The 21814-nt window shown below is 26.2% G+C and carries 22 protein-coding genes, 3 tRNA genes and 1 pseudogene; 18 read left to right on the forward strand and 8 right to left on the reverse strand.

Annotated features, from left to right (window positions below; all coding sequences use genetic code 11):
- The first annotated feature begins 11 nt into the window (after positions 1–11).
- The 5 genes from mobB to ADFLV_RS07950 are packed head-to-tail and all read left to right on the forward strand — an operon-like array spanning position 12 to position 4524.
- Positions 12–509, forward strand: a complete 498-nt coding sequence (gene mobB / locus ADFLV_RS07930; RefSeq protein ID WP_014474256.1) for a molybdopterin-guanine dinucleotide biosynthesis protein B — start codon at positions 12–14, stop codon at positions 507–509.
- A 2-nt stretch (positions 510–511) separates the two neighbouring features.
- Complete coding sequence (locus tag ADFLV_RS07935) at positions 512–1354, forward strand: class 1 fructose-bisphosphatase (RefSeq protein ID WP_014474257.1); 843 nt, start codon at positions 512–514, stop codon at positions 1352–1354.
- Positions 1347–1553: a hypothetical protein gene (locus tag ADFLV_RS07940; RefSeq protein ID WP_129011622.1), complete on the forward strand. Its 207-nt coding sequence runs from the start codon at positions 1347–1349 to the stop codon at positions 1551–1553. Before ADFLV_RS07935 ends, ADFLV_RS07940 begins: the two co-directional genes overlap by 8 nt.
- Positions 1554–1567: 14 nt before the next feature.
- Positions 1568–3526 (forward strand): methionine--tRNA ligase, encoded by a 1959-nt coding sequence (metG, locus tag ADFLV_RS07945; protein ID WP_129011623.1) that lies wholly within the window; start codon positions 1568–1570, stop codon positions 3524–3526.
- Positions 3526–4524 carry a peptidoglycan synthetase gene (locus ADFLV_RS07950; RefSeq protein ID WP_129011624.1) on the forward strand — a complete coding sequence of 333 codons (999 nt, stop codon included), beginning with the start codon at positions 3526–3528 and terminating at the stop codon, positions 4522–4524. Before metG ends, ADFLV_RS07950 begins: the two co-directional genes overlap by 1 nt.
- Positions 4525–4528: 4 nt before the next feature.
- On the opposite strand, the gene ADFLV_RS07955 is transcribed toward ADFLV_RS07950, so the two are convergent.
- Entirely contained in the window at positions 4529–5185 is a 657-nt protein-coding gene (locus ADFLV_RS07955) for a S24 family peptidase (protein WP_014474261.1), read from the reverse strand.
- 329 nt (positions 5186–5514) lie between these two features.
- Here ADFLV_RS07955 and ADFLV_RS07960 point away from each other — a divergent pair, with 329 nt between their 5' ends.
- From ADFLV_RS07960 to ADFLV_RS07980, 5 genes are all read left to right on the forward strand, one after another.
- Positions 5515–5760 (forward strand): OadG family protein, encoded by a 246-nt coding sequence (locus tag ADFLV_RS07960; protein WP_014474262.1) that lies wholly within the window; start codon positions 5515–5517, stop codon positions 5758–5760.
- Positions 5761–5765: 5 nt separating this feature from the next.
- On the forward strand, positions 5766–7574 hold the full coding sequence (locus tag ADFLV_RS07965; protein WP_172658773.1) for a biotin/lipoyl-containing protein: 1809 nt from the start codon (positions 5766–5768) through the stop codon (positions 7572–7574).
- Between the two features lie 14 nt (positions 7575–7588).
- Positions 7589–8914 (forward strand): sodium ion-translocating decarboxylase subunit beta, encoded by a 1326-nt coding sequence (locus tag ADFLV_RS07970; RefSeq protein WP_014473004.1) that lies wholly within the window; start codon positions 7589–7591, stop codon positions 8912–8914.
- Positions 8915–8943: 29 nt separating this feature from the next.
- Positions 8944–10524, forward strand: coding sequence for a phosphoenolpyruvate carboxykinase (ATP) (gene pckA / locus ADFLV_RS07975; RefSeq protein ID WP_014474263.1), 1581 nt, complete (start codon positions 8944–8946; stop codon positions 10522–10524).
- Between the two features lie 83 nt (positions 10525–10607).
- Complete coding sequence (locus ADFLV_RS07980) at positions 10608–11102, forward strand: hypothetical protein (protein WP_129010761.1); 495 nt, start codon at positions 10608–10610, stop codon at positions 11100–11102.
- Between the two features lie 13 nt (positions 11103–11115).
- Here the strand turns inward: ADFLV_RS07980 and ADFLV_RS07985 are convergent, their stop codons facing one another.
- Positions 11116–12147 carry a bifunctional 3,4-dihydroxy-2-butanone 4-phosphate synthase/GTP cyclohydrolase II gene (locus tag ADFLV_RS07985; RefSeq protein ID WP_014474265.1) on the reverse strand — a complete coding sequence of 344 codons (1032 nt, stop codon included), beginning with the start codon at positions 12145–12147 and terminating at the stop codon, positions 11116–11118.
- Positions 12148–12267: 120 nt separating this feature from the next.
- On the opposite strand from ADFLV_RS07985, the gene ADFLV_RS07990 reads away from it, so the two are divergent.
- Together ADFLV_RS07990 and ADFLV_RS07995 are read left to right on the forward strand one after the other, a co-directional pair.
- Positions 12268–12342: transfer RNA gene (locus ADFLV_RS07990), tRNA-Gln, on the forward strand.
- A gap of 15 nt (positions 12343–12357) precedes the next feature.
- Positions 12358–12434: transfer RNA gene (locus ADFLV_RS07995), tRNA-Met, on the forward strand.
- 209 nt (positions 12435–12643) lie between these two features.
- On the opposite strand, the gene ADFLV_RS08000 is transcribed toward ADFLV_RS07995, so the two are convergent.
- From ADFLV_RS08000 to ADFLV_RS08020, 5 genes are all read right to left on the reverse strand, one after another.
- Positions 12644–13900: an FtsK/SpoIIIE domain-containing protein gene (locus tag ADFLV_RS08000; RefSeq protein WP_129010759.1), complete on the reverse strand. Its 1257-nt coding sequence runs from the start codon at positions 13898–13900 to the stop codon at positions 12644–12646.
- Between the two features lies 1 nt (position 13901).
- On the reverse strand, positions 13902–14165 hold the full coding sequence (locus ADFLV_RS08005) for a hypothetical protein (RefSeq protein WP_129010758.1): 264 nt from the start codon (positions 14163–14165) through the stop codon (positions 13902–13904).
- 16 nt (positions 14166–14181) lie between these two features.
- A complete protein-coding gene (locus ADFLV_RS08010; RefSeq protein WP_129010756.1) occupies positions 14182–15312 on the reverse strand; it encodes a replication endonuclease in 1131 nt (376 codons plus the stop codon).
- Positions 15313–15394: 82 nt separating this feature from the next.
- The gene (locus tag ADFLV_RS08015) at positions 15395–15853 is read right to left on the reverse strand and encodes a hypothetical protein (protein WP_129010754.1); all 459 of its coding nucleotides are present in this window, start codon (positions 15851–15853) and stop codon (positions 15395–15397) included.
- 10 nt (positions 15854–15863) lie between these two features.
- Positions 15864–16391 carry an outer membrane beta-barrel protein gene (locus ADFLV_RS08020; protein WP_129010752.1) on the reverse strand — a complete coding sequence of 176 codons (528 nt, stop codon included), beginning with the start codon at positions 16389–16391 and terminating at the stop codon, positions 15864–15866.
- Between the two features lie 100 nt (positions 16392–16491).
- Between ADFLV_RS08020 and ADFLV_RS08025 the strand changes: the two genes are divergently transcribed.
- The gene (locus ADFLV_RS08025) at positions 16492–16743 is read left to right on the forward strand and encodes a helix-turn-helix transcriptional regulator (RefSeq protein ID WP_129010750.1); all 252 of its coding nucleotides are present in this window, start codon (positions 16492–16494) and stop codon (positions 16741–16743) included.
- An 18-nt stretch (positions 16744–16761) separates the two neighbouring features.
- On the opposite strand, the gene ADFLV_RS08030 is transcribed toward ADFLV_RS08025, so the two are convergent.
- Positions 16762–17940, reverse strand: a complete 1179-nt coding sequence (locus ADFLV_RS08030; RefSeq protein ID WP_129010748.1) for a tyrosine-type recombinase/integrase — start codon at positions 17938–17940, stop codon at positions 16762–16764.
- Positions 17941–18291: 351 nt separating this feature from the next.
- Between ADFLV_RS08030 and ADFLV_RS08035 the strand changes: the two genes are divergently transcribed.
- From ADFLV_RS08035 to ADFLV_RS08050, 5 genes and pseudogenes are all read left to right on the forward strand, one after another.
- Positions 18292–18672: a TonB C-terminal domain-containing protein gene (locus tag ADFLV_RS08035; RefSeq protein ID WP_014474266.1), complete on the forward strand. Its 381-nt coding sequence runs from the start codon at positions 18292–18294 to the stop codon at positions 18670–18672.
- A gap of 148 nt (positions 18673–18820) precedes the next feature.
- Positions 18821–18897, forward strand: a tRNA-Met gene (locus tag ADFLV_RS08040).
- Positions 18898–19009: 112 nt separating this feature from the next.
- Positions 19010–19162: pseudogene (locus tag ADFLV_RS15290) on the forward strand (DUF6538 domain-containing protein); the annotation flags it as partial.
- A 33-nt stretch (positions 19163–19195) separates the two neighbouring features.
- Entirely contained in the window at positions 19196–20509 is a 1314-nt protein-coding gene (locus ADFLV_RS08045) for a tyrosine-type recombinase/integrase (protein ID WP_164968488.1), read from the forward strand.
- A gap of 93 nt (positions 20510–20602) precedes the next feature.
- Positions 20603–21802, forward strand: coding sequence for a PDDEXK-like family protein (locus ADFLV_RS08050; RefSeq protein ID WP_129010744.1), 1200 nt, complete (start codon positions 20603–20605; stop codon positions 21800–21802).
- Positions 21803–21814 lie beyond the last annotated feature (12 nt).

Here is a 21814-nt window from a genome sequence, read left to right on the forward strand (position 1 = left end):
AAATCCGACTTATGAATAAAAAAAGATTAGTAGTAGCCTTTTCAGGACCATCAAATAGTGGTAAAACAACAGCCATTGTAAAAGTTGCAAGTATCCTTCAAGATCAGGGTTTTAAAGTATGTATTGTAAAACACGATCCAAAAGATAAAGCAATGTTTGATAGAGAAGGAAAAGATTCCTTTAAATTTTCTCAAACAGGTGCTGATGTTGCTGTTATTAGTCCAAATAAAACAACTTTATTTAAAAAATCTACATCTACAATTGATGAATTAATAGAACTTTTTGAAGATTTTGATTATTTATTAGTTGAAGGATTAAAAACTTTAGAACTTCCTAGAATTTCAATTTTTAGAGATAGATTAGATGAGAGTTATTTTAATGTTACTGATGCAATTGCATGTGATGAAACTATTGATGAAAATGATATTCCAAACAATATTGAAAAATTAGATTTAAATAATCCAGAAGATTTAATCTCTTGGATAAATAAAAATGCAAAAAGAGTGTAAAAATGCAAGAAATAATTAAAGCAATTGAAGAATCAGCTATAAAAATAAAATATTTAATTGAAACTGGTGATACAGGGAAAAGTGAATCTGAAAATTCAACTGGTGATACTCAATTAAAACTTGATATTGAAAGTGATGAGATTATTGAAGATATTTTCAAAAAAATTCCAAGTATTAAAGCAATAGTTAGTGAAGAGCAAGAAGCAATAGTTAATTTACATGAAAATGGTAAGTATTTAATTGCTTATGATCCACTTGATGGTTCATCTTTAGTTGACGTAAATCTTTCAGTTGGTTCAATTTTTGGTATTTATGAAAATGAATTTAATGCAAAAAATATAGTTGCTTCTGTTTATGTTGTATTTGGTCCAAGAGTTGAAATGGTTGTAACTACAACTGATGTAAAAATGTATAGACTATTAAATGGTGAATTTAAATTTATTCAAAATATTAAACTAAATGAAAAAGGTAAATTAAATGCTCCTGGATCTACTCAAAACTGTTGGGCACCATTTCATAAACAATTAATTGATGATATTTTCAATGATGGTTATAGATTAAGATATTCTGGGGGTATGGTTCCAGATCTTCATCAAATATTACTAAAAGGTGGAGGATTATTCTCATATCCAGGAACAAGTGATAGACCCAAAGGGAAATTAAGACAATTATTTGAAGTTTTCCCATTTGCATTAGCTTATGAAAAAGCTGGTGGGCAAGCTGTAGATGGATTTAAAAGAGTTTTAGAAGTGCAAACTTCACATATTCATGACACAACTCCATGTTTTTTTGGTTCAAATACTGAAATAAAAAGAGTTTTAGAAGTTTATAGTAAAAATGTCTGATCACGAAGAAATTATAATTGACGAATGGGATTTAAAACTAGATAAAATGCTAGTTGAATTAAAAAATTGTCAAGAATCAAATAGTTTAAAATCTTGTACTCCTTGTAGTCAATTTTTTGAATGTGAATTAAGAAAAAGATATGTTATTGCTGTTTATGAATCGATGAATAAAGGTTCTGGCGGTGGATTTGAATTTTAAAAAAAGAGGTAAGAATGCAAGAATCTTGTAAAAATGTTTATATAACAACACCAATTTATTATGTAAATGATGTAGCGCACATTGGTCATGCATATACGACAATTATCGCTGATATGTTAGCTAGATATTCAAGACTTATGGGTAATGAGACATTTTTTCTAACAGGAACTGATGAACATGGTCAAAAAATAGCACAAAGTGCAGAAGCTAGAGGTAAAACTCCAAAAGAGTATGCAGATGAAATATCTGGTAAATTTAAAACATTATGGGATGATTTTGATATAACATATGATAAATTTATTAGAACAACAGATCTTGAACATAAAGCTGGTGTTCAAAAAGCATTTGAAACAATGTTTAATAAAGGGGATATTTACAAAGGTGAATATGAAGGTTTTTACTGTGTATCTTGTGAGACATTTTTTACTGAAAAACAATTAGTAGATGAGCAATTCTGTCCTGATTGTGGAAGACCAACTTCAATAGTAAAAGAAGAGAGTTATTTCTTTAAATTATCAAAATATGAAGAAAAACTTCTTAAATGGTATGAAGAAAATGAAGATTGTATTTTACCTAGAAGCAAAAAAAATGAAATAGTAAACTTTGTAAAAGGTGGATTAAAAGATTTATCAATTTCAAGAACTTCTTTTGATTGGGGAGTAAAACTACCTGAATCAATGAATGAACCAAAACATGTTATGTATGTTTGGTTAGATGCATTAATGAACTATATCACAGCTTTAGGATATGGAACTGACAATAAAAATATGGATTTCTGGCCTGCAAATGTTCAACTTGTAGGAAAAGATATTTTAAGATTCCATGCTATTTATTGGCCAGCATTTTTAATGTCTTTAGAATTATCTCTTCCAAAACATATTGCAGCTCATGGTTGGTGGACAAGAGATGGTGAAAAAATGTCTAAATCAAAAGGTAATGTTGTAAATCCTAAAGAAGTAGCTGATGCTTATGGACTTGATGCGTTTAGATATTTTATGTTAAGAGAAGTTCCATTTGGGCAAGATGGAGATTTTTCACAAAAAGCATTAATAGATAGAATTAACTCTGATTTAGGAAATGATTTAGGAAACTTATTAAATAGAATTTCTGGAATGAGTGGAAAATATTTTGATTATAAAGTTAGTTCAGTTGATGTTATAAAATTCCATGCAAAAGAACTTGAAGAAGTTCATTCTATTTTAGGAAGTGTTGAAAACTACTTATTTAATATGCAAATAAACAAATATCTTGAAGAAATTTGGAAAGTTTTAACAATTGCAAATAAAGCAATCAATGATTATGAACCTTGGAATTTAATGAAAGATGGAAAAACTGCTGAAGCTATGGCTTTAGTTGCACTAATCACAAACATTATGGCTAAAGTTGCCCTACTTTTAGATTCTGTAATGCCTGAAAAAATAAAATTAATTGCACAATCTTTAGGTATGAATATTAACACTGAAACTTTTAATAAACTAATAAAAAATCAAGAATTATTAGCTGATACAGTTATAACAAAAGTTGATCAACTATTCCCAAGAATTGAAGAAATTCTTTTAGAACAACCTCCTGTATCAGATGAAACAAAAGCTGAATGTGAAATAAAAAAAGTTGCAAAAGTTGAAGAAAAAAAAGAAGAAGATGATAATTTAATCACTATAGACCAATTTTTTCAAACTACTTTAAAAATTGGAACAATTGTTGAGGCAGTTGAAGTTCCAAAATCTGCAAAACTTCTAAAATTACAAGTAGATTTAGGAGAAGGAAGAAATAGACAAATTCTTGCAGGTATTAAAGAATATTATAAAGCTGAAGAATTAGTAGGAACTCAAGCATGTGTTGTTGCAAACTTAAAACCTGCAAAACTTATGGGAATGATTAGTGAAGGTATGTTAATGGCTGCTAAAGATGAAAATGGTTTATCATTATTAAGACCAGAAGCTCCTAAAAAATCTGGAACAAAAATTAGCTAGTGCAAATATCAGCTATTTTAGACATTGTTGATGGAAGTTTATTAAACTCTCCATCAATCTCTTTTATATATTCAATCAAAACAAACGTAAATAAAGTTAAAGAAGGTGATTTATTTATCACCAAAAATTTGAACGAAATTGAATTTGCTATAAAAAATGGTGCATTTGCCATAATTATTGAAGAATATCATCCTATTTTAGATAATGAAATAGCATGGATAAAGGTAAAAAATATAGATTTAAGTATTATAAAATTAATTAGATTTAAACTTGCAGTTAAAAATTTGGAAGCTTATTCTTGTGAAAAAGCAACTTATGATTTGTTAAAAATTTATTCTAATAATTTTGGTGAAAATATAAAATTAGTTCCAAATAAATTGGAAAATTTTTTCAGATATATTGATGATATAGAAGATAATGATATCATAATTTCTTCAGATAAATTAATTTTAGATAAAATTTATCCAAATAATAACCATTTTGATGAAAATAAAACTTTAGATAAAATTGATAATCTGATTGAACACTCTTTATTTGAAACCTCTTTTTCTTATAAAAACATATATTTTTCGAGACTCAAAATTTCTAGTTTATATCTAAAAAATTTTATTAAAGTTTTTAATTTTTTTGAACAAAATATTGATTTTTCAAAATTAAAATCATTTTATCATATAAAACCTCTTTTTCTTGACAGAAATCTAAATTTAATAGAATTTGGGAAAAGTGATAAATTTATCATTTGTCAAAATGAAAAAGATTTATATAAAAATGAAATATTTTATTTAAAAGAAAAATATAAATATGCAAAAACTATTTTTATTTCAACTTTTAAATTAGATTTATTAAAAGATGAAGAACAAATTATTATAAATAATTTAGAAGAATTAAAACCTATATTAAGAGAAATAAAATTTAATGCAATTTATATAATAGGTTTTAATTATAAAGATATTTATGAATATCTTTTAAAATCTGAAAAGTTTTCAACACTCTTTTAAAAGATTAATATACTAAACCAAAAGAACTGATAACTTTTCCTAAAATTTCTAAATCATTTTTATTTAAAATTTGAGAAGGATAATCTTTATTGTCAGATATAATATCAAGCTTTCCATCAACTCGTCTTTGAATTCTTTTTACAAACAATCCATGAGTAGTCGTAAAAGCATATATTCCATCTCTTGAAACATCTTTTTTTGTTTTATCAATAAATATAATATTATCACTATTTAATGTTGGTTCCATTGAATCCCCTACTACATTTATGGCATCAACATTTTTAAGATTTTCTTTCCCTCCTAACATATTTACAAAATATGTAGGTAATTCCAATGATTCATAATTATCTTCTGCTTCGTAAGCTCCACCTCCTGCACTAACAGCAACAGCTGGATAATATTTAATCCAATATTTATCAGTTGTATCAACCAATGAACCAGGATTTTGATTATATAAAAGCCAATTAATTGAGATTTTCTTTTTAGCACAAAAATTTAAAATATTTGAAAACGGTATCTTCCCTCTATTTTTCATAGTTGCGAAATTTGCTTGGCTTAAGTCAAGAGATTCTGCCACATCTTTGTCAAACACTTTTCCATTTTTACCATCTGCACTGATAATATCTTTTAATTTTTCAATAATTTCATCTACTATCAACATTAATAACTCCTTTTAACTATATATTTCAAATTATATTACAAAATGAAATATTTTTCAAGTATTTTTTTATTTTAATATAAAATTTGCAATATTTAATTAATAAGGATAAATTATGGCAAGAAAAATAAGTAAAACTAAGAATAATGTTATAAAAATTCTAAAAAAGATTGATACTTTAATATATGAATTTGGTGAAAAAATTTTATAAATATAAAAATAAAATAAAATTTACAAATTTAATAAAAATCTATTAAAAATCTAAATATTACTAAAGCAACTTTTATATATTATTACGTTGATATTAACAAGTGGTAACCATGGAGAGTAATATGGAAGTAAACTTAATCGCAGAATCAGTAAAGTTTATGTTTTTAGGGATGGGAGTAGTATTTGCATTCCTAATAATCATGATATTAGTACTAAAAGCACAAGGGATAATATTAACAAGATTTTTTCCACAAGAAGAGAAGAAAGTTGTAAATACAACACCAATAAAAAATAGTACAAATACAGAGACTGCAAAAATAGCTGCAATAGTAGCAGCTGTACAACATCATAAAAATCTAAAGGGTTAAAATATATGTCTAAAAAATATATAGATATCATGGATACAACTTTTAGAGATGGATTTCAATCTGTCTTTGGAGGAAGAGTCCTAATGAATGATTTCTTTCCGGCTGTAGAAGCTGCAAAAGAAGCAGGTATAACTCACTTTGAGTTTGGTGGAGGAGCAAGGTTCCAATCTTTATTCTTCTATCTACAAGAAAACGCATTTGAAATGATGGATAAATTTAGAGAAATCGTTGGACCAGATGCAAACTTACAAACTTTAGCAAGAGGTATCAACACAGTAATGCTAGATACTGGTTCTAGAGAATTAATCGACTTACATGCAAAAATGTTCGCAAAACATGGAACAACAACAATCAGAAACTTTGATGCATTAAATGATGTTCAAAACCTTGAATATAGTGCTGAATGTATTAAAAAATATGGATTAAATCATGAAGTAGTTGTTACACTTATGGATTTACCTCCAGGTTGTACTGGTGCTCATGATGTAGCTTTTTATGAAAAAACTTTAAGACAAATTCTAGATAGTGGCTTGCCATTTGATTCTTTATGCTTTAAAGATGCATCAGGGACAAGCTCACCTCAAAAAATTTATGAAACAATCCAAATGGCAAGAAGATTAGTGGGTAATGATACTCATATTAGACTTCATACTCATGAAACAGCAGGTGTTTCAGTTGCCTGTTATCTTGCAGCACTTGAAGCTGGAGCTGATGGTATTGATTTAGCTGCAAGTCCAGTAAGTGGGGGAACAAGCCAACCTGATATTCTTACAATGCTTCATGCAGTAAAAGGCAAGAATTATGATTTAGGTGGTTTAGAAATTGATAAAATTCTAAAATACCAAGATGTATTGGCTAATTGCTTAAAAGACTACTTTATTCCTCCTGAAGCTACTCAAGTTTCTCCTTTAATCCCATTCTCTCCAATGCCAGGTGGTGCATTAACTGCAAATACTCAAATGATGAGAGATAATGGTACTTTAGATAAATTCTCAGAAGTTATTAAAGCTATGAGAGAAGTTGTTGAAAAAGGTGGATATGGAACATCTGTAACTCCTGTTTCTCAGTTTTATTGGCAACAAGCATACGCAAATGTAATGTTTGGTCCCTGGAAACAAATTGCTCCTGGATATGGAAAAATGGTTTTAGGTTACTTTGGTAAAACACCAGTTGAGCCAGATGCAGAAGTTGTAAAACTTGCAGCTGAAAAACTAAAACTTGAACCAACAAAAGAAAATCCTTTAGATATAGCAGATAGAGATGAAAAGAAAAAAATCTCTGTTTGGAAACAAAGATTAGAAATTGAAGGAATTGAAGCAACTGAAGAAAATATCTTTATTGCTGCTGCTTGTGATGAAAAAGGAATTGCATTCTTAAAAGGTGAATCACCTTTAAATGTAAGAAAAATTGATTCAGTTTGTGAAGATAATAAAGATTGTAAATTAGGAGAGAATAAAATGGCAAATGCAAATGGAAACTATACAGTTGTAGTTGATGGTCAAAAGTTTAATGTAACAATTGCTGAAGGTAATGCAGATATTCAAGTAACTCCTGTTTCAAATACAGTAAGTTCAGCACCTGCACCAGTTTCTTCAAATGGTGGAACAGAAGTACCAGCCGCAGTAAATGGAGCAGTATGGAAAATTTTAGTAAAAGAAGGTGATAGAGTTGAAAAAGATCAACAAATCATGATTCTTGAAGCTATGAAAATGGAAATAGATATAACTGCACCAGTTTCTGGAGTTATTACTAAAATTTTAGTTGAAAATACGCAAGCTGTTGATGAAGGTCAAACATTAGCCATTATTGGTTAATGAGGAATAATTTGATGAGAAAAAATATACTTATAGCTTTTTTTCTTCTGTTTAGTGCATTTGCATTAAATAGTTTTGCTTCAACACCTAGTGTTGAAACACCAACTGAAGAGAAACAACCTTATCATTCAAAAACGATGAGTGAATTAGTTGATTCATTTTATGCAACAACTGGTATTAAAGCTTTGTTTGAACCGCAAGCTGGTGTACTAGATTCACATGGAAAAGAGATGACATTCTTTGCTCAAGGGTATGGAAGAATCATCATGATTTTCATCTGTTTCTTATTGTTCTATTTAGCAATTAAAAAAGGGTTTGAACCATTACTATTAATTCCAATTGGATTTGGTGGATTATTAGCAAATATACCAATTGCAAATATGGCAGGACATGATGGAATGCTAGGAATTATTTATAGTATGGGTATTACAAATCAATTTTTCCCATTATTAATCTTTATGGGTGTTGGAGCTATGACAGACTTTGGTCCATTATTAGCTAATCCAAAAACTGCCCTTCTAGGTGGTGCTGCACAATTTGGAATCTTTGGATCACTTGTTGGTGCAGTTTTATTATCTCAATTTGTTCCAGGGATTAACTTTTCATTAGAACAAGCTGCTGCTATTTCAATCATTGGTGGAGCTGATGGACCAACATCTATTTTCGTTGCTTCAAAACTAGCACCTGAATTACTTGGAGCTATTGCAGTTGCAGCATATTCATATATGGCATTAGTACCACTAATTCAGCCACCAATTATGAGAGCATTAACTACAGAAAAAGAGAGAAAAATAAAAATGTCTACACTTAGAAAAGTTTCTAAGTTAGAGAAAATTGTTTTTCCATTAGTAGTATTATCTTTAACATTATTAATTCTTCCAGATGCTGCACCATTAATTGGAGCATTATGCTTTGGTAATTTTGCAAGAGAATCAGGAGTTGTTGATAGACTTTCTGATACAATGCAAAACGCATTAATTAATATAGTAACAATATTTTTAGGATTAGGTGTTGGTTCAAAACTAGCATCAGAGCAATTCTTAGTAGCAGAGACTTTAGGAATTATGGCAATAGGTCTTTTAGCATTTTCTGCAGGGACTGCGATGGGTGTAATAATGGCTAAAATAATGAATTTAGTAAGTTCAAAAGAGAGTCAGATAAATCCTTTAATTGGAGCAGCTGGAGTATCTGCTGTGCCAATGGCAGCAAGGGTTGTTAGTAAAGAAGGTCAACTTTATGACAAATCGAACATTTTATTAATGCATGCGATGGGTCCTAATGTAGCTGGTGTTATTGGTTCAGCAGTTGCTGCTGGTGTCCTTTTATCGATATTTAAATAATAAAAATTAACAAGTAGGAAAGTTAAATTATGTCTGAAATTAAAGACTCATTAGGTTTAGAAAACGTTGGAATTATAAAAAGAAATTTGGATGTTGATTCATTGATTCAATTTGCTGTTGAAAATGAAGGTGCAAAAATATCTTCAACTGGTGCGTTAATGATTGATACTGGTATTTTTACAGGGAGAAGTCCTAAAGATAAATTTTTTGTAAATCAAGATCCATCAAATAAATACATTGCATGGGGAGATATTAACCACAAAGTTTCTAAAGAAGTTTATGAAGATTTATTAAAAAATTCAAAAAAACAACTAAGTAATAAAGATATTTTTGTAACAGATGTTTATTGTGGTTCATCACTTGATTCAAGAAAATCTGTTAGATTTATAACAGAAGTTGCATGGCAAGCACATTTTATTCAAAATATGTTTATTGTACCTCAAACTCAAGAAGAATTAGATAATTTTAAACCAGATTTTACAATTTATAATTCTTGTAAAACTGTTGATATGGCATATGCAAGTCATGGTTTACATTCGGAAGTTTATGTAATATTTAATGTAGAAGAAAATACAGCAATTATTGGTGGAACTTGGTATGCAGGTGAAATGAAAAAAGGTGTATTTTCAATGATGAATTATTGGCTTCCTCTAGAAGGAAAATTACCAATGCATTGTTCTGCAAATATCGGTAAAGATGGTGATACAGCTTTATTTTTTGGATTATCAGGAACAGGAAAAACAACACTTTCAACAGATCCTAATAGAGCTTTAATTGGTGATGATGAACATGGTTGGGATGATGAAGGTATCTTCAACTTTGAAGGTGGTTGTTATGCAAAAGTTATAAATCTTGATAAATCTAGTGAACCTGAAATTTTTAATGCAATTAAAAAAGGTGCTATTTTAGAAAATGTTGTAGCTGATGCAAATGGAGTTGTTGATTATACAGACGGTTCAAAAACTGAAAACACAAGAGTTTCTTATCCATTAGACCATATTCTTAATCATACTCCTGATATGAGAGGTGGTCATCCAAAAAATATAATTTTCTTATGTGCTGATGCATTTGGTGTTTTACCTCCTGTTGCAAAACTCGATAAACAACAAGCAATGTACTACTTTTTAAGTGGTTATACTGCAAAAGTTGCTGGAACAGAAAGAGGAATTACAGAACCAATTGCAACATTTTCTTCTTGTTTTGGAGAAGCATTCTTACCTTTAAATCCTACTGTTTATGCTGAACTTTTAGGTAAAAAAATAGATAAACACAATGTTAATGTATATTTAGTAAATACTGGATGGACAGGTGGTCCATATGGTGTAGGAAAAAGAATGAGTATTAAAAATACAAGAGCTTGTATTAATGCTATTTTAGATGGTTCAATTAATACTTCAGAATTTGAAACATTATCAGTATTTAACTTAGCTATTCCAAAAACATTAAAAGGAGTTGATACAGAAGTATTAAATCCTAGAAATACTTGGGAAGATAAAGTTTCTTATGATGAAACTAAAAAGAAATTAGCTTCAATGTATATAGCTAACTTTAAGAAATACTTAACTTTAGAAAGTGAATATGATTTCACAGCTGCAGGACCAGTTTTATAAGATATAATTCTCCCATAAAAAATTTTATTAGTTAAAGAGTGGTTTTTCCACTCTTTTTTTTAATATAAAAATAGGAGAATACTATGGAATTAACTGTTTTTTTAGAAAATATAAAAAAAAATCAAGAAGAAGTTGTTTATTTTTGTTGTAATCATGTTTTATCAAAAAAATTTGATATAGCTAAAGATAATTTAGATGAAATAACTCTTAAAAATTTATTTATTAATTATGAAAGCTTTACAAAATCATTAAATGATAGTGCTGGAATAATTTATAAAAAATATGAGGCAGAACTTGATGATGTCTACAAAGAGATTTGTAATCTTTTTAATGAAGATTTTGATAATGCTTATTTATTTAACTATCGGCTAACAAGAGTAAAAAATCAAGAAGCAAGACAATTTTTAGATATTGAAGATAAAGATACTCAAGAAACAGTTATTCAAAAATTTGAAGATAAAATAAATACTATTTTGGAATCAAAGTATTATAGAGAAAATAAAGAAAAATTATCAGAAAATTTAATTATTCCCCAAAAAACTTTAGAATTGATAAAATCAGTAGCAGGGATGTACTAAATAGAGTGTTTTTTTAACACTCTATTTGTATTTCTTCAATTATTTCTAAACCAAAACCTTGTAATCCAACAAAAGAGTGTTTTCCTCCACTCGTCATAAGTTTAATTTGTTTTATATTTAAAGAATTTAAAATCTGAGCCCCTATTCCATAATCTTTTTGTGATTCTTTTTTCTTCATTTCATCACTTAAAAAAATAAGAACTCCTCCTTTTGATTGTAAAAAGTTTATAGTTTTTAATATCGAGTGTAATTTTTCATCATTTAGAAATAAATTTATATCAGGTAAAATAGTATGAAATTTTATATGGCTTATTGATTTAATTTCACCAAATATTATTGCTGTATGAATATTCCCTAAATGGTCTTTAAATTCTTTTCTTATTACATTTGTTGAAAAAAAGTTTCTATTCTCACTAGAAATTTCTTCTACAAGTTTTTCATGAGATAATCTATATTCAACCAAATCTGAAATATAAATTTGTTTTAGATTATGTTTTAATGCAAAAATATCTAAATCATCTCGTCTTGCCATTGTTCCATCTTCTTTCATAATTTCACAAATAACAGCTTCACCATTTAAACCAGCTAATTTACATAAATCGATACTACCTTCTGTATGTCCTGTCCTAACTAAGACTCCTCCATCTTTTGCAATTAATGGGAAAATATGCCCTGGTCGAACTAATTCTAAAGGATTAGAAATAGGATTTGATAATATTTTTATAGTATCATCTCTTTCTTTAGCGCTAATGCCGGTGCTTGCATCTGCTGCATCTACTGAAACTGTAAATGCCGTTTCATAAGATGAAGTATTTGAGCTAACCATTGGATTTAATTGTAGTCTATTTGCTGTTTCTTTTGTAACAGATACACAAATCAAACCTTTTGCATGTGTTGCCATGAAGTTTACTTTTTCAGGAGTACTTAAAGGTGCAGCATAAACCAAATCACCTTCATTTTCTCTATCTTCATCATCTAACATAATTACCATATTACCTTTTTGAATCTCTTTTATAGCTTCTTGTACTCTTTGTATTGCATTCATATTTCTTCTTTATTAGTAAGTATTTTTTTATTAAATTATTATATCAAAAAATCCAAAATTTAATCTAAAAAGACTTGACAATAGAAGTATATTTAACTATAATTCGGACACTTAAAAGCTTGGGGTATCGCCAAGTGGTAAGGCAACGGTTTTTGGTACCGTCATTCGAAGGTTCGAATCCTTCTACCCCATCCACAAACACTATAATATCGCGGAATAGAGCAGCTAGGTAGCTCGTCGGGCTCATAACCCGAAGGTCACAGGTTCAAATCCTGTTTCCGCAACCAACCATTTTATAGGCTTTACACTCACTTTTTAACTACTTTAAGTTTTCTAAAAGATACAACAAAGATACAACAAATTTATTATAAATATAATCATTCTTTTATTTTTATACTCTTAACTAATATTTCTATATTTTTTTATTCCTGATACTTTTTATTAAATAAGATAAAAGGCAACAGAAAAATGGCAGAGCCATTTTCCCTTATGCCAACTATTTGTTAATCCAAGACCTAAAATATTTAATCATAGAATTTTGAATTTCTTGACTTAAATAAGGAGTTTGAAGTAATATCTTTTCACTTGTTAAACCATCTTTATATATTAAGCGTCCTTTTGGAAAATCAGCAACCCTTGTTCTTGTTATTTCTTCTATTTCCTCTTGTAATCCAATAGAATTATTTATGTTAAATTGACTGGAAGTTCTTAATAAAAAAGAGCCTTGTAAATTGGTTAACACATTTGTAGGTATATTTGTTGAATCTATCTTTTGACTAAATACTAATAATAAAACTTTGGAAGCTCTACCTTTTTGTCCTATTTCTATTAAATTGTTAAAAATATTTTCTTTTAATTTTTTATCATAATGGGTTGATATTGTTCCAATCTCATCAATTAAGCAAATTCTATATTTTCCACTATAAATTAAATCCCCTTTTTCTTTCATTTCAGAAAAACGCTTATTCATTTCATTTTTAAGCTCTTCAAGGAGTTTATCAACTTGTTCAAGCTTATCTGTAAAAGTTGTATTATTTAACTTATAACGGCTTAATTCTACGCCTTTAAGGTCTATAAAATCTAATTTATCTATGTAGTTGAAATTATGAACCAAAGAGAAGATAAGCATATTTAAGAAATTTGATTTTCCTGCTCCTGATTCTCCACAACAAATAGAAGAAGTTAAATCTGTTAAAGGTAAAAAATAAGCACCATTTTTTGAATGACCTAAATATAAATGTTTATCTTTTAATAGTTCTATATGCCAATTGAATTTTTTAGGAAGTTTAAATAATCTAATAGCTATCTCTTTTTTATTGTGGGCTTTAATTTCAAATTCAACTTCATTTTTATCTTCATATCCTAATAAATGAATTATCTTATCTTTTGAATCAAGATACATTTTTTTATCAATTGCTAATCTATTTTTAAAATAATAGGTATTTGTTTTTTTATCATATTTTTTAAATTTATCTAAAAATATTTTGCTCTCTTTTTGTTCATCTGCTACTCTATTGTATAAAGATAAAGAATAAGGAAGTAATATAAACCTATGATACTTTAAAAAGTATATTGTTCTCTCTATTAGAATAATTGAAGCCCCAATAATAAAATAGTATTGGTATTTTTCTATAAGTTCAGCATTAAGCACTGCTCCATTTTCAATAATATAGATTATTGAAAATAGACCCCAAATTAAAACAGCCCAAAATTTGATTATATCTTGGCTAAATAACTTGAATAAATGAAGCATTTCATTTTAACTCTTTATGAAATTTAATTTGATTAGCTTGTGAATAATATAAATTCCCATTTACTGAACTAATTAAAACAGGAATTGATACAACAGCGTCTTTTTCAAGTTTTGAAATATCACTTTCATTAGTAATTTTTACTTTTAATATTTCCATTCCTTTGCTTTCACTTTCCATTAAAAATTGAGCATATACTGTTTTCTTATTTTCATAAGATTTTTCTAATATTGATATAATTTTTCCATTAATTGTAATACTTGTCATAATTGTTTTCTCCTTTTTAATTTTGTAATTTGATAAATTTTTGTTTAGTATAAATTTCTTCATTTTTATAACTAATCCTTAAAGTTTTAATTTTGTAATACTTATCTTTTTTTTCACTTATAAGTTTTACTTTAAATATAGAACTTTTTTCTCCTACCCTTGTAATTTTTCTATCACTATTTTTTACAACAGTTTTTTCAATAGAAAAATTATCTTGAAAGAAAAGATATATTGGAAGCCCTAATTCTTGGACTTCTAAATCAATTTTTTCTTTCATTGAAACAATATTATCATCACTTTTAAAATTAATCTTATTTTTTTCAATAAATGAAACAGAATTATAAATTTTTTTATAAACCATAACATTTAAAGGTAATAATGAAGAAGTTAAAACTCTTATTTTATGAAATCTTTTCCAACCGTCTAAAACCCTTGCTTTAAATATATCACTCCCATTATTTAGGTCTTTAATAATATATTTTAATAGGTATTTTGAAGCATAATTAACATTATCTTTAAAAGCTACTTCTTCTAAATCAGTTCTATCTAATTTAAAATGTTCAACTACTCTTTTAAAAACTCCTTTTACACTATCTAAATATTCAAATGGAAAATATAAAACAAGGTGGAGGTGGGGAATCATTGTTGAATGATTTTCAACGGCTTTTATATAATATAAATCATTTTTAACATAGTTTTTAACCCTTTTATAAAAGGTTTGATAAATATTATTAAGTTCTTTATATCCATAGCTTACAGCTTCTTTTAAACTACCAAAAATAAAATCTTTGTTATCTTCAACATATAATCTACCTTTTTGAGTTGCTACACTTCTAAACGGGTGATATTTGCTTGGTAATGTTAAAGTTATAAAAACGCTACAAAACTCTTTTCTTTTTGCTAATTCTTGAATGGTTAAGGCTCTTTGTTCTGTAATTTTGGAATATTCCTTATATTTCTTTTCAAAATCATAATTTATTGATAAGGTTTCTTTTTTTGACAAGTTTATAAATTTATGATGTTCTAAATAAGATTTTTGTTTTTGCTCTTTTTCTATTGAATGTTGATAATAGAGTTTTATGTTTTCTTGAAGTTCTGCGTAGAGTTTTGAGTTGTTTTGTAGTTTTTTTGAATAGTAGCCTTTCATAATTTTCTCCTTGGTCTTTATAATATATAAGACCTTGGAGAAAAAATCGGACGGTTTTATTTTAAATTTATTAAAATTTTTATTAGTTATTACAATTCATACTTGTAGCAATCCAACCACGAGAAGTTTTAACTACTGGCATTTCACAAACACCACCATAAATTTCTAATACATAAATTAATTTTCCTTTATCTTCATAAGAATTTAGAATTTTAAATTTTTCACCAAGATATAAATTATGTGAAGGCATATAATAACTGGCAAGTTTTTCTATTGTGCTATTTGATGGTGTTATAAAAAAGTTATATATAAAATAACTAATTACTGATATTCCAATAATTGATAAACTTATCACCAAACTTTTATTAACTTTTGTTTTTTCAACTTTTGTATCTTCATTGTATGAAATTCCATCTATGTTGTTATTATCTATTTGAATTTTTTCTTCTTCTGTAAATAATTCAGGTTTACAATCTTTACAATAACCATCTTTCATAATTAAAGCACTATAAACTACACCACAACTTTTACACATTCCCATTATTTTTCCTTTATTTAAAATTGTATTTTATGCCAGAAGAAACTCTGTCATAATCATAATCACCATAATTTGAAGTCATTGAATAAGTTTTATATTCCAAATTTAAAGCAATATTATTTGTTATTCTATAATCAACTCCTGCTCCATATCCTAATCCTGCTCCGTCAATTCCTCCAATACTTTGATAAATACCTGAACCAATACCATATAATGCTAATTTATTATCAAATAACGCATAACCTAATTTAAAATCAGCACCTGCTGTATAAATGTTATCATTCTTATTTGTTGATTTATTATCAATTTTTATTTCAGAATTATCAAGTTTTCCACCAGAGAAATCAAAAGATACTCCCCAAAAAATACTATTATCAAGATATAAAGAAACACCATATCCAATTCCAATTTCTTTTGAATCAATATTTGCTGCTGTTGAACTTATACCTACTAAATGAATATCTGTTAATGTTTCTTTCGCAGATACATTACTTAATAATAATGTTGAAACACTAAAAGCAACTAATGCCAATTTTTTCATTTGCTTCCTTAAAAATAATTTTATCCCATAGGATAAAGACTTATGTATTCTATCTTAATAAGGTTTATATTTATTTTAACCCCATAGGATAAATGTAATAATGGAAATAGATTTTAGTAATAGCACAAAAGAAGAGATTGATAATTTTTATAAAGTAGTTTCAAATAATGTGAAAAATCATAGAATAGAAAAAGGATTTTCCCAAGAAAAATTAGCTCTTGATATTGGTATAAAATCTATCGCTTTTTATTCAAACTGTGAAAATAATAAATATGATAAACATTTTAATTTAGAACATTTATATAAAATTTCTAAATCTTTAAATGTTCCTCTTGAAGATTTAATTAAGTAATAATAAAAAAATCTTAAATTATTCATTATCATTATTTAGAATATGTTTATTTTTAGTTATTTCTATATAACTGATTGATTTATTCCTATTTTCTTGGTGGTTCCATAACTCTTTTACTTCATTAAGCCCATTATCAGGGGCAAATTTAGCATAACGCATTGTTGATTGTATAGTATGGTGATTTAGTAATTTTTTTACTAAATAGATACTAATGCCTTTTTGAACTAATAAAGAAGCAAAAGTATGTCTAAATGTATGAAAATATACTCTATCTAAATCAAGTGGTTCAAGATTGAAGTTAAAAAGTTCATCTAACACTCTTTTTAAAAGTCGTGGAACTTCTTGAAGTTTTTTCTTTGAATTTTCACTATATAAGATATAATCATTTTCATCATAAGAAGAACTTAATTCAGTTAATCTTTTTAATACTTCTGTATCAGCTATTAATCCTTGATAATATTCGTCATATTTAAAATCATATAATTTAACTTCGCCAGTTTTAAAATTTATATCTCTATATTTTATATTTAAAAGAGTTTCTTTTCTTGCTCCTGTATTTAAAGCTAATATTGTTAAAAGTAAAGAATTAGAATGTCCTTCAAGTTCTAATCTTGAAATAAGTTTTCCTATTTCTGTTTGGGTTAAAAATCGCGTTCTTTTATTATCATATTTTGGTAATTCTAAATGTGAGAACTCATTTCTTCCAAAATAATATCTATTTTTTAAACAATAATTTATTATTGCTCTACATAAAGCAAAAATTTTTTGAATACTTGCTGGGGCATATTCTTTTTCAATTAGTTCATATACCAGTTTATTAAGTTGCTTTTTTGTTATTTTTCTTGTTTCATTTTTAGCCCATTCTTGTATTTTTATATGTTTATCATAACGGCTAATTTCTTTTTGAATAGATTTTTTGCTTAATCCTTTATCTTCAAAATATTTATCTGCTAATTCATTAAGAGTTTTAGAAGATACTTCTATCTCACTTTCCTCTGATTTTCTTATTCTAATTTTTGTATCGTTTAATATAGCAACAGCTTTACTTTTTGTCATACCAGTAGATTTTCTACCAATAGTTTTTCTTACTGATTTACTTTTTTCATCTCTAAACGCTATGGCATAACTCTCATCACCATTCTGTAAAGATTTTACATATACACCACTATATTTTCCACCAAGAGGAACAAAACTCATAATTAAACCTTTTTTATAAAATACAACAAAAATACAACAAAATTATAAAATATTTTTTATAAGAGTAAAATTAAATAAATATTTTGTTGTTTCCTTGTATAAAATATACAGAATAAAAAAGCCTTAATATAGGCTAAAAAGGGATTTAATTGAATGAAAGTTGTATTTTTTGTTGTTTCTTTAATTCTTTAAGGTTAACCGCTTGTAGTACTCATAACCCGAAGGTCATAGGTTCAAATCCTATTTCCGCAACCAATCAAAAATTCTTTCTTTCTTTTTAATTAAACTTAAAATTTTTATTTATGGTATATAATTAGTTATAATTAAAAAATTAAAAGGATGCATTAAGTAATGAAAAAAGTTTTATTAATCATAATATGTATATATGTAGTTAGTAATTTATATGCAAGAGAAGAAAATATTAATATAAATGATCAAAGAATTTATAATAAGCTCATATCAGATCAATTATCTCAACTTAATATAAACTATAAATTATCAATTGATGTAAATATTACAATTGATGAAGATGGATATTTTTCCTATTCAATATTAAATACTTCTGATATTGAGGGTTTTAATGATAAATTAGAAAAATTTTTAGATGAACAAACAAGAAAAAAATTTCCTACTTTTAGAAATCAACCTTTTACAACAAAAATAACTTTTATTCCAGAAGACATAAATCTACCATCAAAGGATAAATTTCATAATAGATTTATAAAACAGTAAAATTTTTACTATTTTTAAGTATCTTTAAAGTTAGTATTCAATATAATTCCAAACATTGTTTTAAGGCATTAAAATTTATATTTTATTTTATAAATTTACTTCCTTTTTTCATACAACTTTAAAAATTTATTTTAGAATGATGTCTTATGTCAAGGTAGCTCAGCTGGCTAGAGCGCTGGTCTCATAAGCCGGAGGTCGAGGGTTCGAGTCCCTCTCTTGACACCATTTTAAAGCCATTTTGTAGGCTTTTCTTACTTATTAACAAATATAAATTTTCCAGTGATGTTATACTTTGTTATAGTTTTCAATTGTTCAAATTTTAATAAAAGTTTGAAGAATGAAAAATATTTATCTAAGAAATAATACTTTTTACTATCGCAAATCAATCCCAAAATCATTAAAAATCTTTTTTAAAAATAAATCCTTATATATACGAACATTAAGCACTAAATCAAGAGTTTTAGCTTTAAAATGTGCTAAACTATTAAATAATAAATTTAACGCAATTAAAGAGGTTTATTTTATGTCTTTTGATATTCATCTTATTAATAAATTAGTTGAAGAATTTCACAACACCCAATTAGAAATTACGGAGAGAGATTTATACAACACACCAAATCCAGAAGACACATTGTTTGCATTATGTTTAGAAGATACTATCGAACAACTTCAAAAAAATTATCATGATAATATTTTTGAAAAAGAAGAAATTAAACTTATTGCAAATAAGCTTAATTACAAGCCAAATAATGAAGAAATTCACGAAATAGGTAAAATACTACTAAATAGCAAAATAAATCATTTAAAAAATATAAATGATAATATAAACAAAGGTTATTACAACAAAGCAAAACCAATATTTAAAAAAGTTGTTGCTGAAATAGAAACAAAAAAAATACATAGAACTATTGAATCAACATTTGAAAAGTTTAAAAAATATCAATCAAAAATAGATAAATGGACTTTGGATACAACTCAATTAGTAGATAGAGCTTTTAATATTTTAAATTTGTATTTTAAAGATAAAGATTTGGTTGATATAAGTTTTGATGATTTAATAGATTTTAGAGATATATTGTTAGAAATACCAAATAAATTAACAATTTACAATTTTTTTAAAAATAAAGATTTAGATTTTATTCTCGAAAATAATGATGATTATGAAAAATTGGAAAATAGTACAATTAATAAATATATTATCAGAATCAATCAATACTTCAAATATATGCATAAGCTAAAATATATAACAAATGATGATTTTATTATTCCAAAATTTGATGAGAACCTAAATAAAAGAGTACCTTATACTAATGAAGAAATTGAGCTAATTAAACAACTTATTAAAAATGACACTTTAGAAAATCAATTTATTACATATATAGCTACTTATCAAGGAATGAGATTAAAGGAAATAACACAATTACAAAAAAAAGATATTATTAAAATTGGTGATATACTTTGTATTGATATAAATACAAATGAAGATAAAACAACTAAAACTAAGAAAAGTGCAAGAATAATACCTATTCATAATAAATTGTTAGAATTGGGATTTTTAGATTTTGTGAATTTAAAAGATGATAAATTATTTAATATATCAAATAAGGATTTTAGTACATATTTTAGAAAAACTTATAAAAATCAAATAAACGATGAAAAAACTTTTTATTGTTTAAGACATTCCTTCTTAGATACTTTAAAACAAAATGATTGCAAAATAGAACATTATCAATCTTTTGTTGGACATAGTCAAGGAAAAAATAGTGTTACAATGGATTATGGTAATCCATTTAATACAAAATTATTAAGTGGATTATTAGTGTTTATAGATTATTAAATAAAATATTTAAGAAAATAAAATTTTTTTGATTGACACAAGTTGGTCATTTACATATGATAAGATTTTATAAATAAAGAAGGAAATAGTGGAATGAATTATAAAAATATAGATTTTAGAAAACTAGAAAATGCTTTAATAAAGTTATATGGAAAAATAGAAATAATTGAAGAATTACAAAAACATAGAGGAGATAAGTTTAATATTTTTTCTATTTTAAAAATGGAAAGATTGGAAGTTAAAACTCATTCATCTTTTTTATATGAACTTATAAATCCAAAAGGTACACATTATCAAGATGATAAATATTTAAGAGTATTTGTATATGAAGTTTTAAAAATTGAAGATTTTGATTTTGTAAATGTAAAAGTTGGTAGAGAAACTTTAATAGATGCAAATAGAAGGATAGATTTTACTATTGAAAATGATGATTATTATGTTGCTATTGAAATGAAAATTGATGCAACAGATCAAGATAAACAATTAAGTGATTATTTTGAATATGCAAAAAAGCAAAATAAAAAGTTTCCTGAAATCTATTATTTAACTTTAGATGGTAGAAATTCCGATGAAAAAAGTGCAAAAGAAATTAAATATGAAAGAATTTCTTTTCAATCTAATATATTAAATTTTATAGAAAAATCCATAGAAAAAAGTGCGAATTTACCAATAATAAGAGAGAGTCTTATTCAATATAGAAATCTAATATTAAATATTACAAATCAAACAACACAGGAAATACAAATGGAAATAATCGAAATTATAGATACTCCAAAAATGGCGGAAGCAGCGACGAAAATGTCAAAAGGTTTAGCTTATGCTTGGGCTAAAAGAGAAGTTTTATTTTGGGAAAAATTAGAAAAAAAATTAAATGAGTATTCTAAAAGTTATAACTTAGATACAAAAGGTTGGATAGTTTCATTTTATGATGAAGATATAAAAGACAATAAATTAAATTACATTATAAATGCAAAGATAAAGAATATGTATTTTAATAAAGATGATTATTATTTTAAAATTTGTTCTTATTTTAATGATGATTTTGGATATCAAATGGAATTTGATGATAGTTCTAAAGATATAAATATTTTAGCTCAAAAAATTGGATTTAAGCCTACTACTAAATCAAGAAATTATAGTTGGATAAATTCAAATCTTAAATTAAATTTTTGTAAAGATTATGAAGAACCAACTTATGATATTTTTGATAATAATAAATTAGATGAAATTGTTGAAAATATTTTTAATGAAATAAAAAGCTATATGGATATCATTGTTAAAGAATTAAACTAAAGGTAAAACAAA

Origin of the sequence: Arcobacter defluvii (assembly GCF_013201725.1) — a bacterium.
GTDB lineage: Bacteria > Campylobacterota > Campylobacteria > Campylobacterales > Arcobacteraceae > Aliarcobacter > Aliarcobacter defluvii.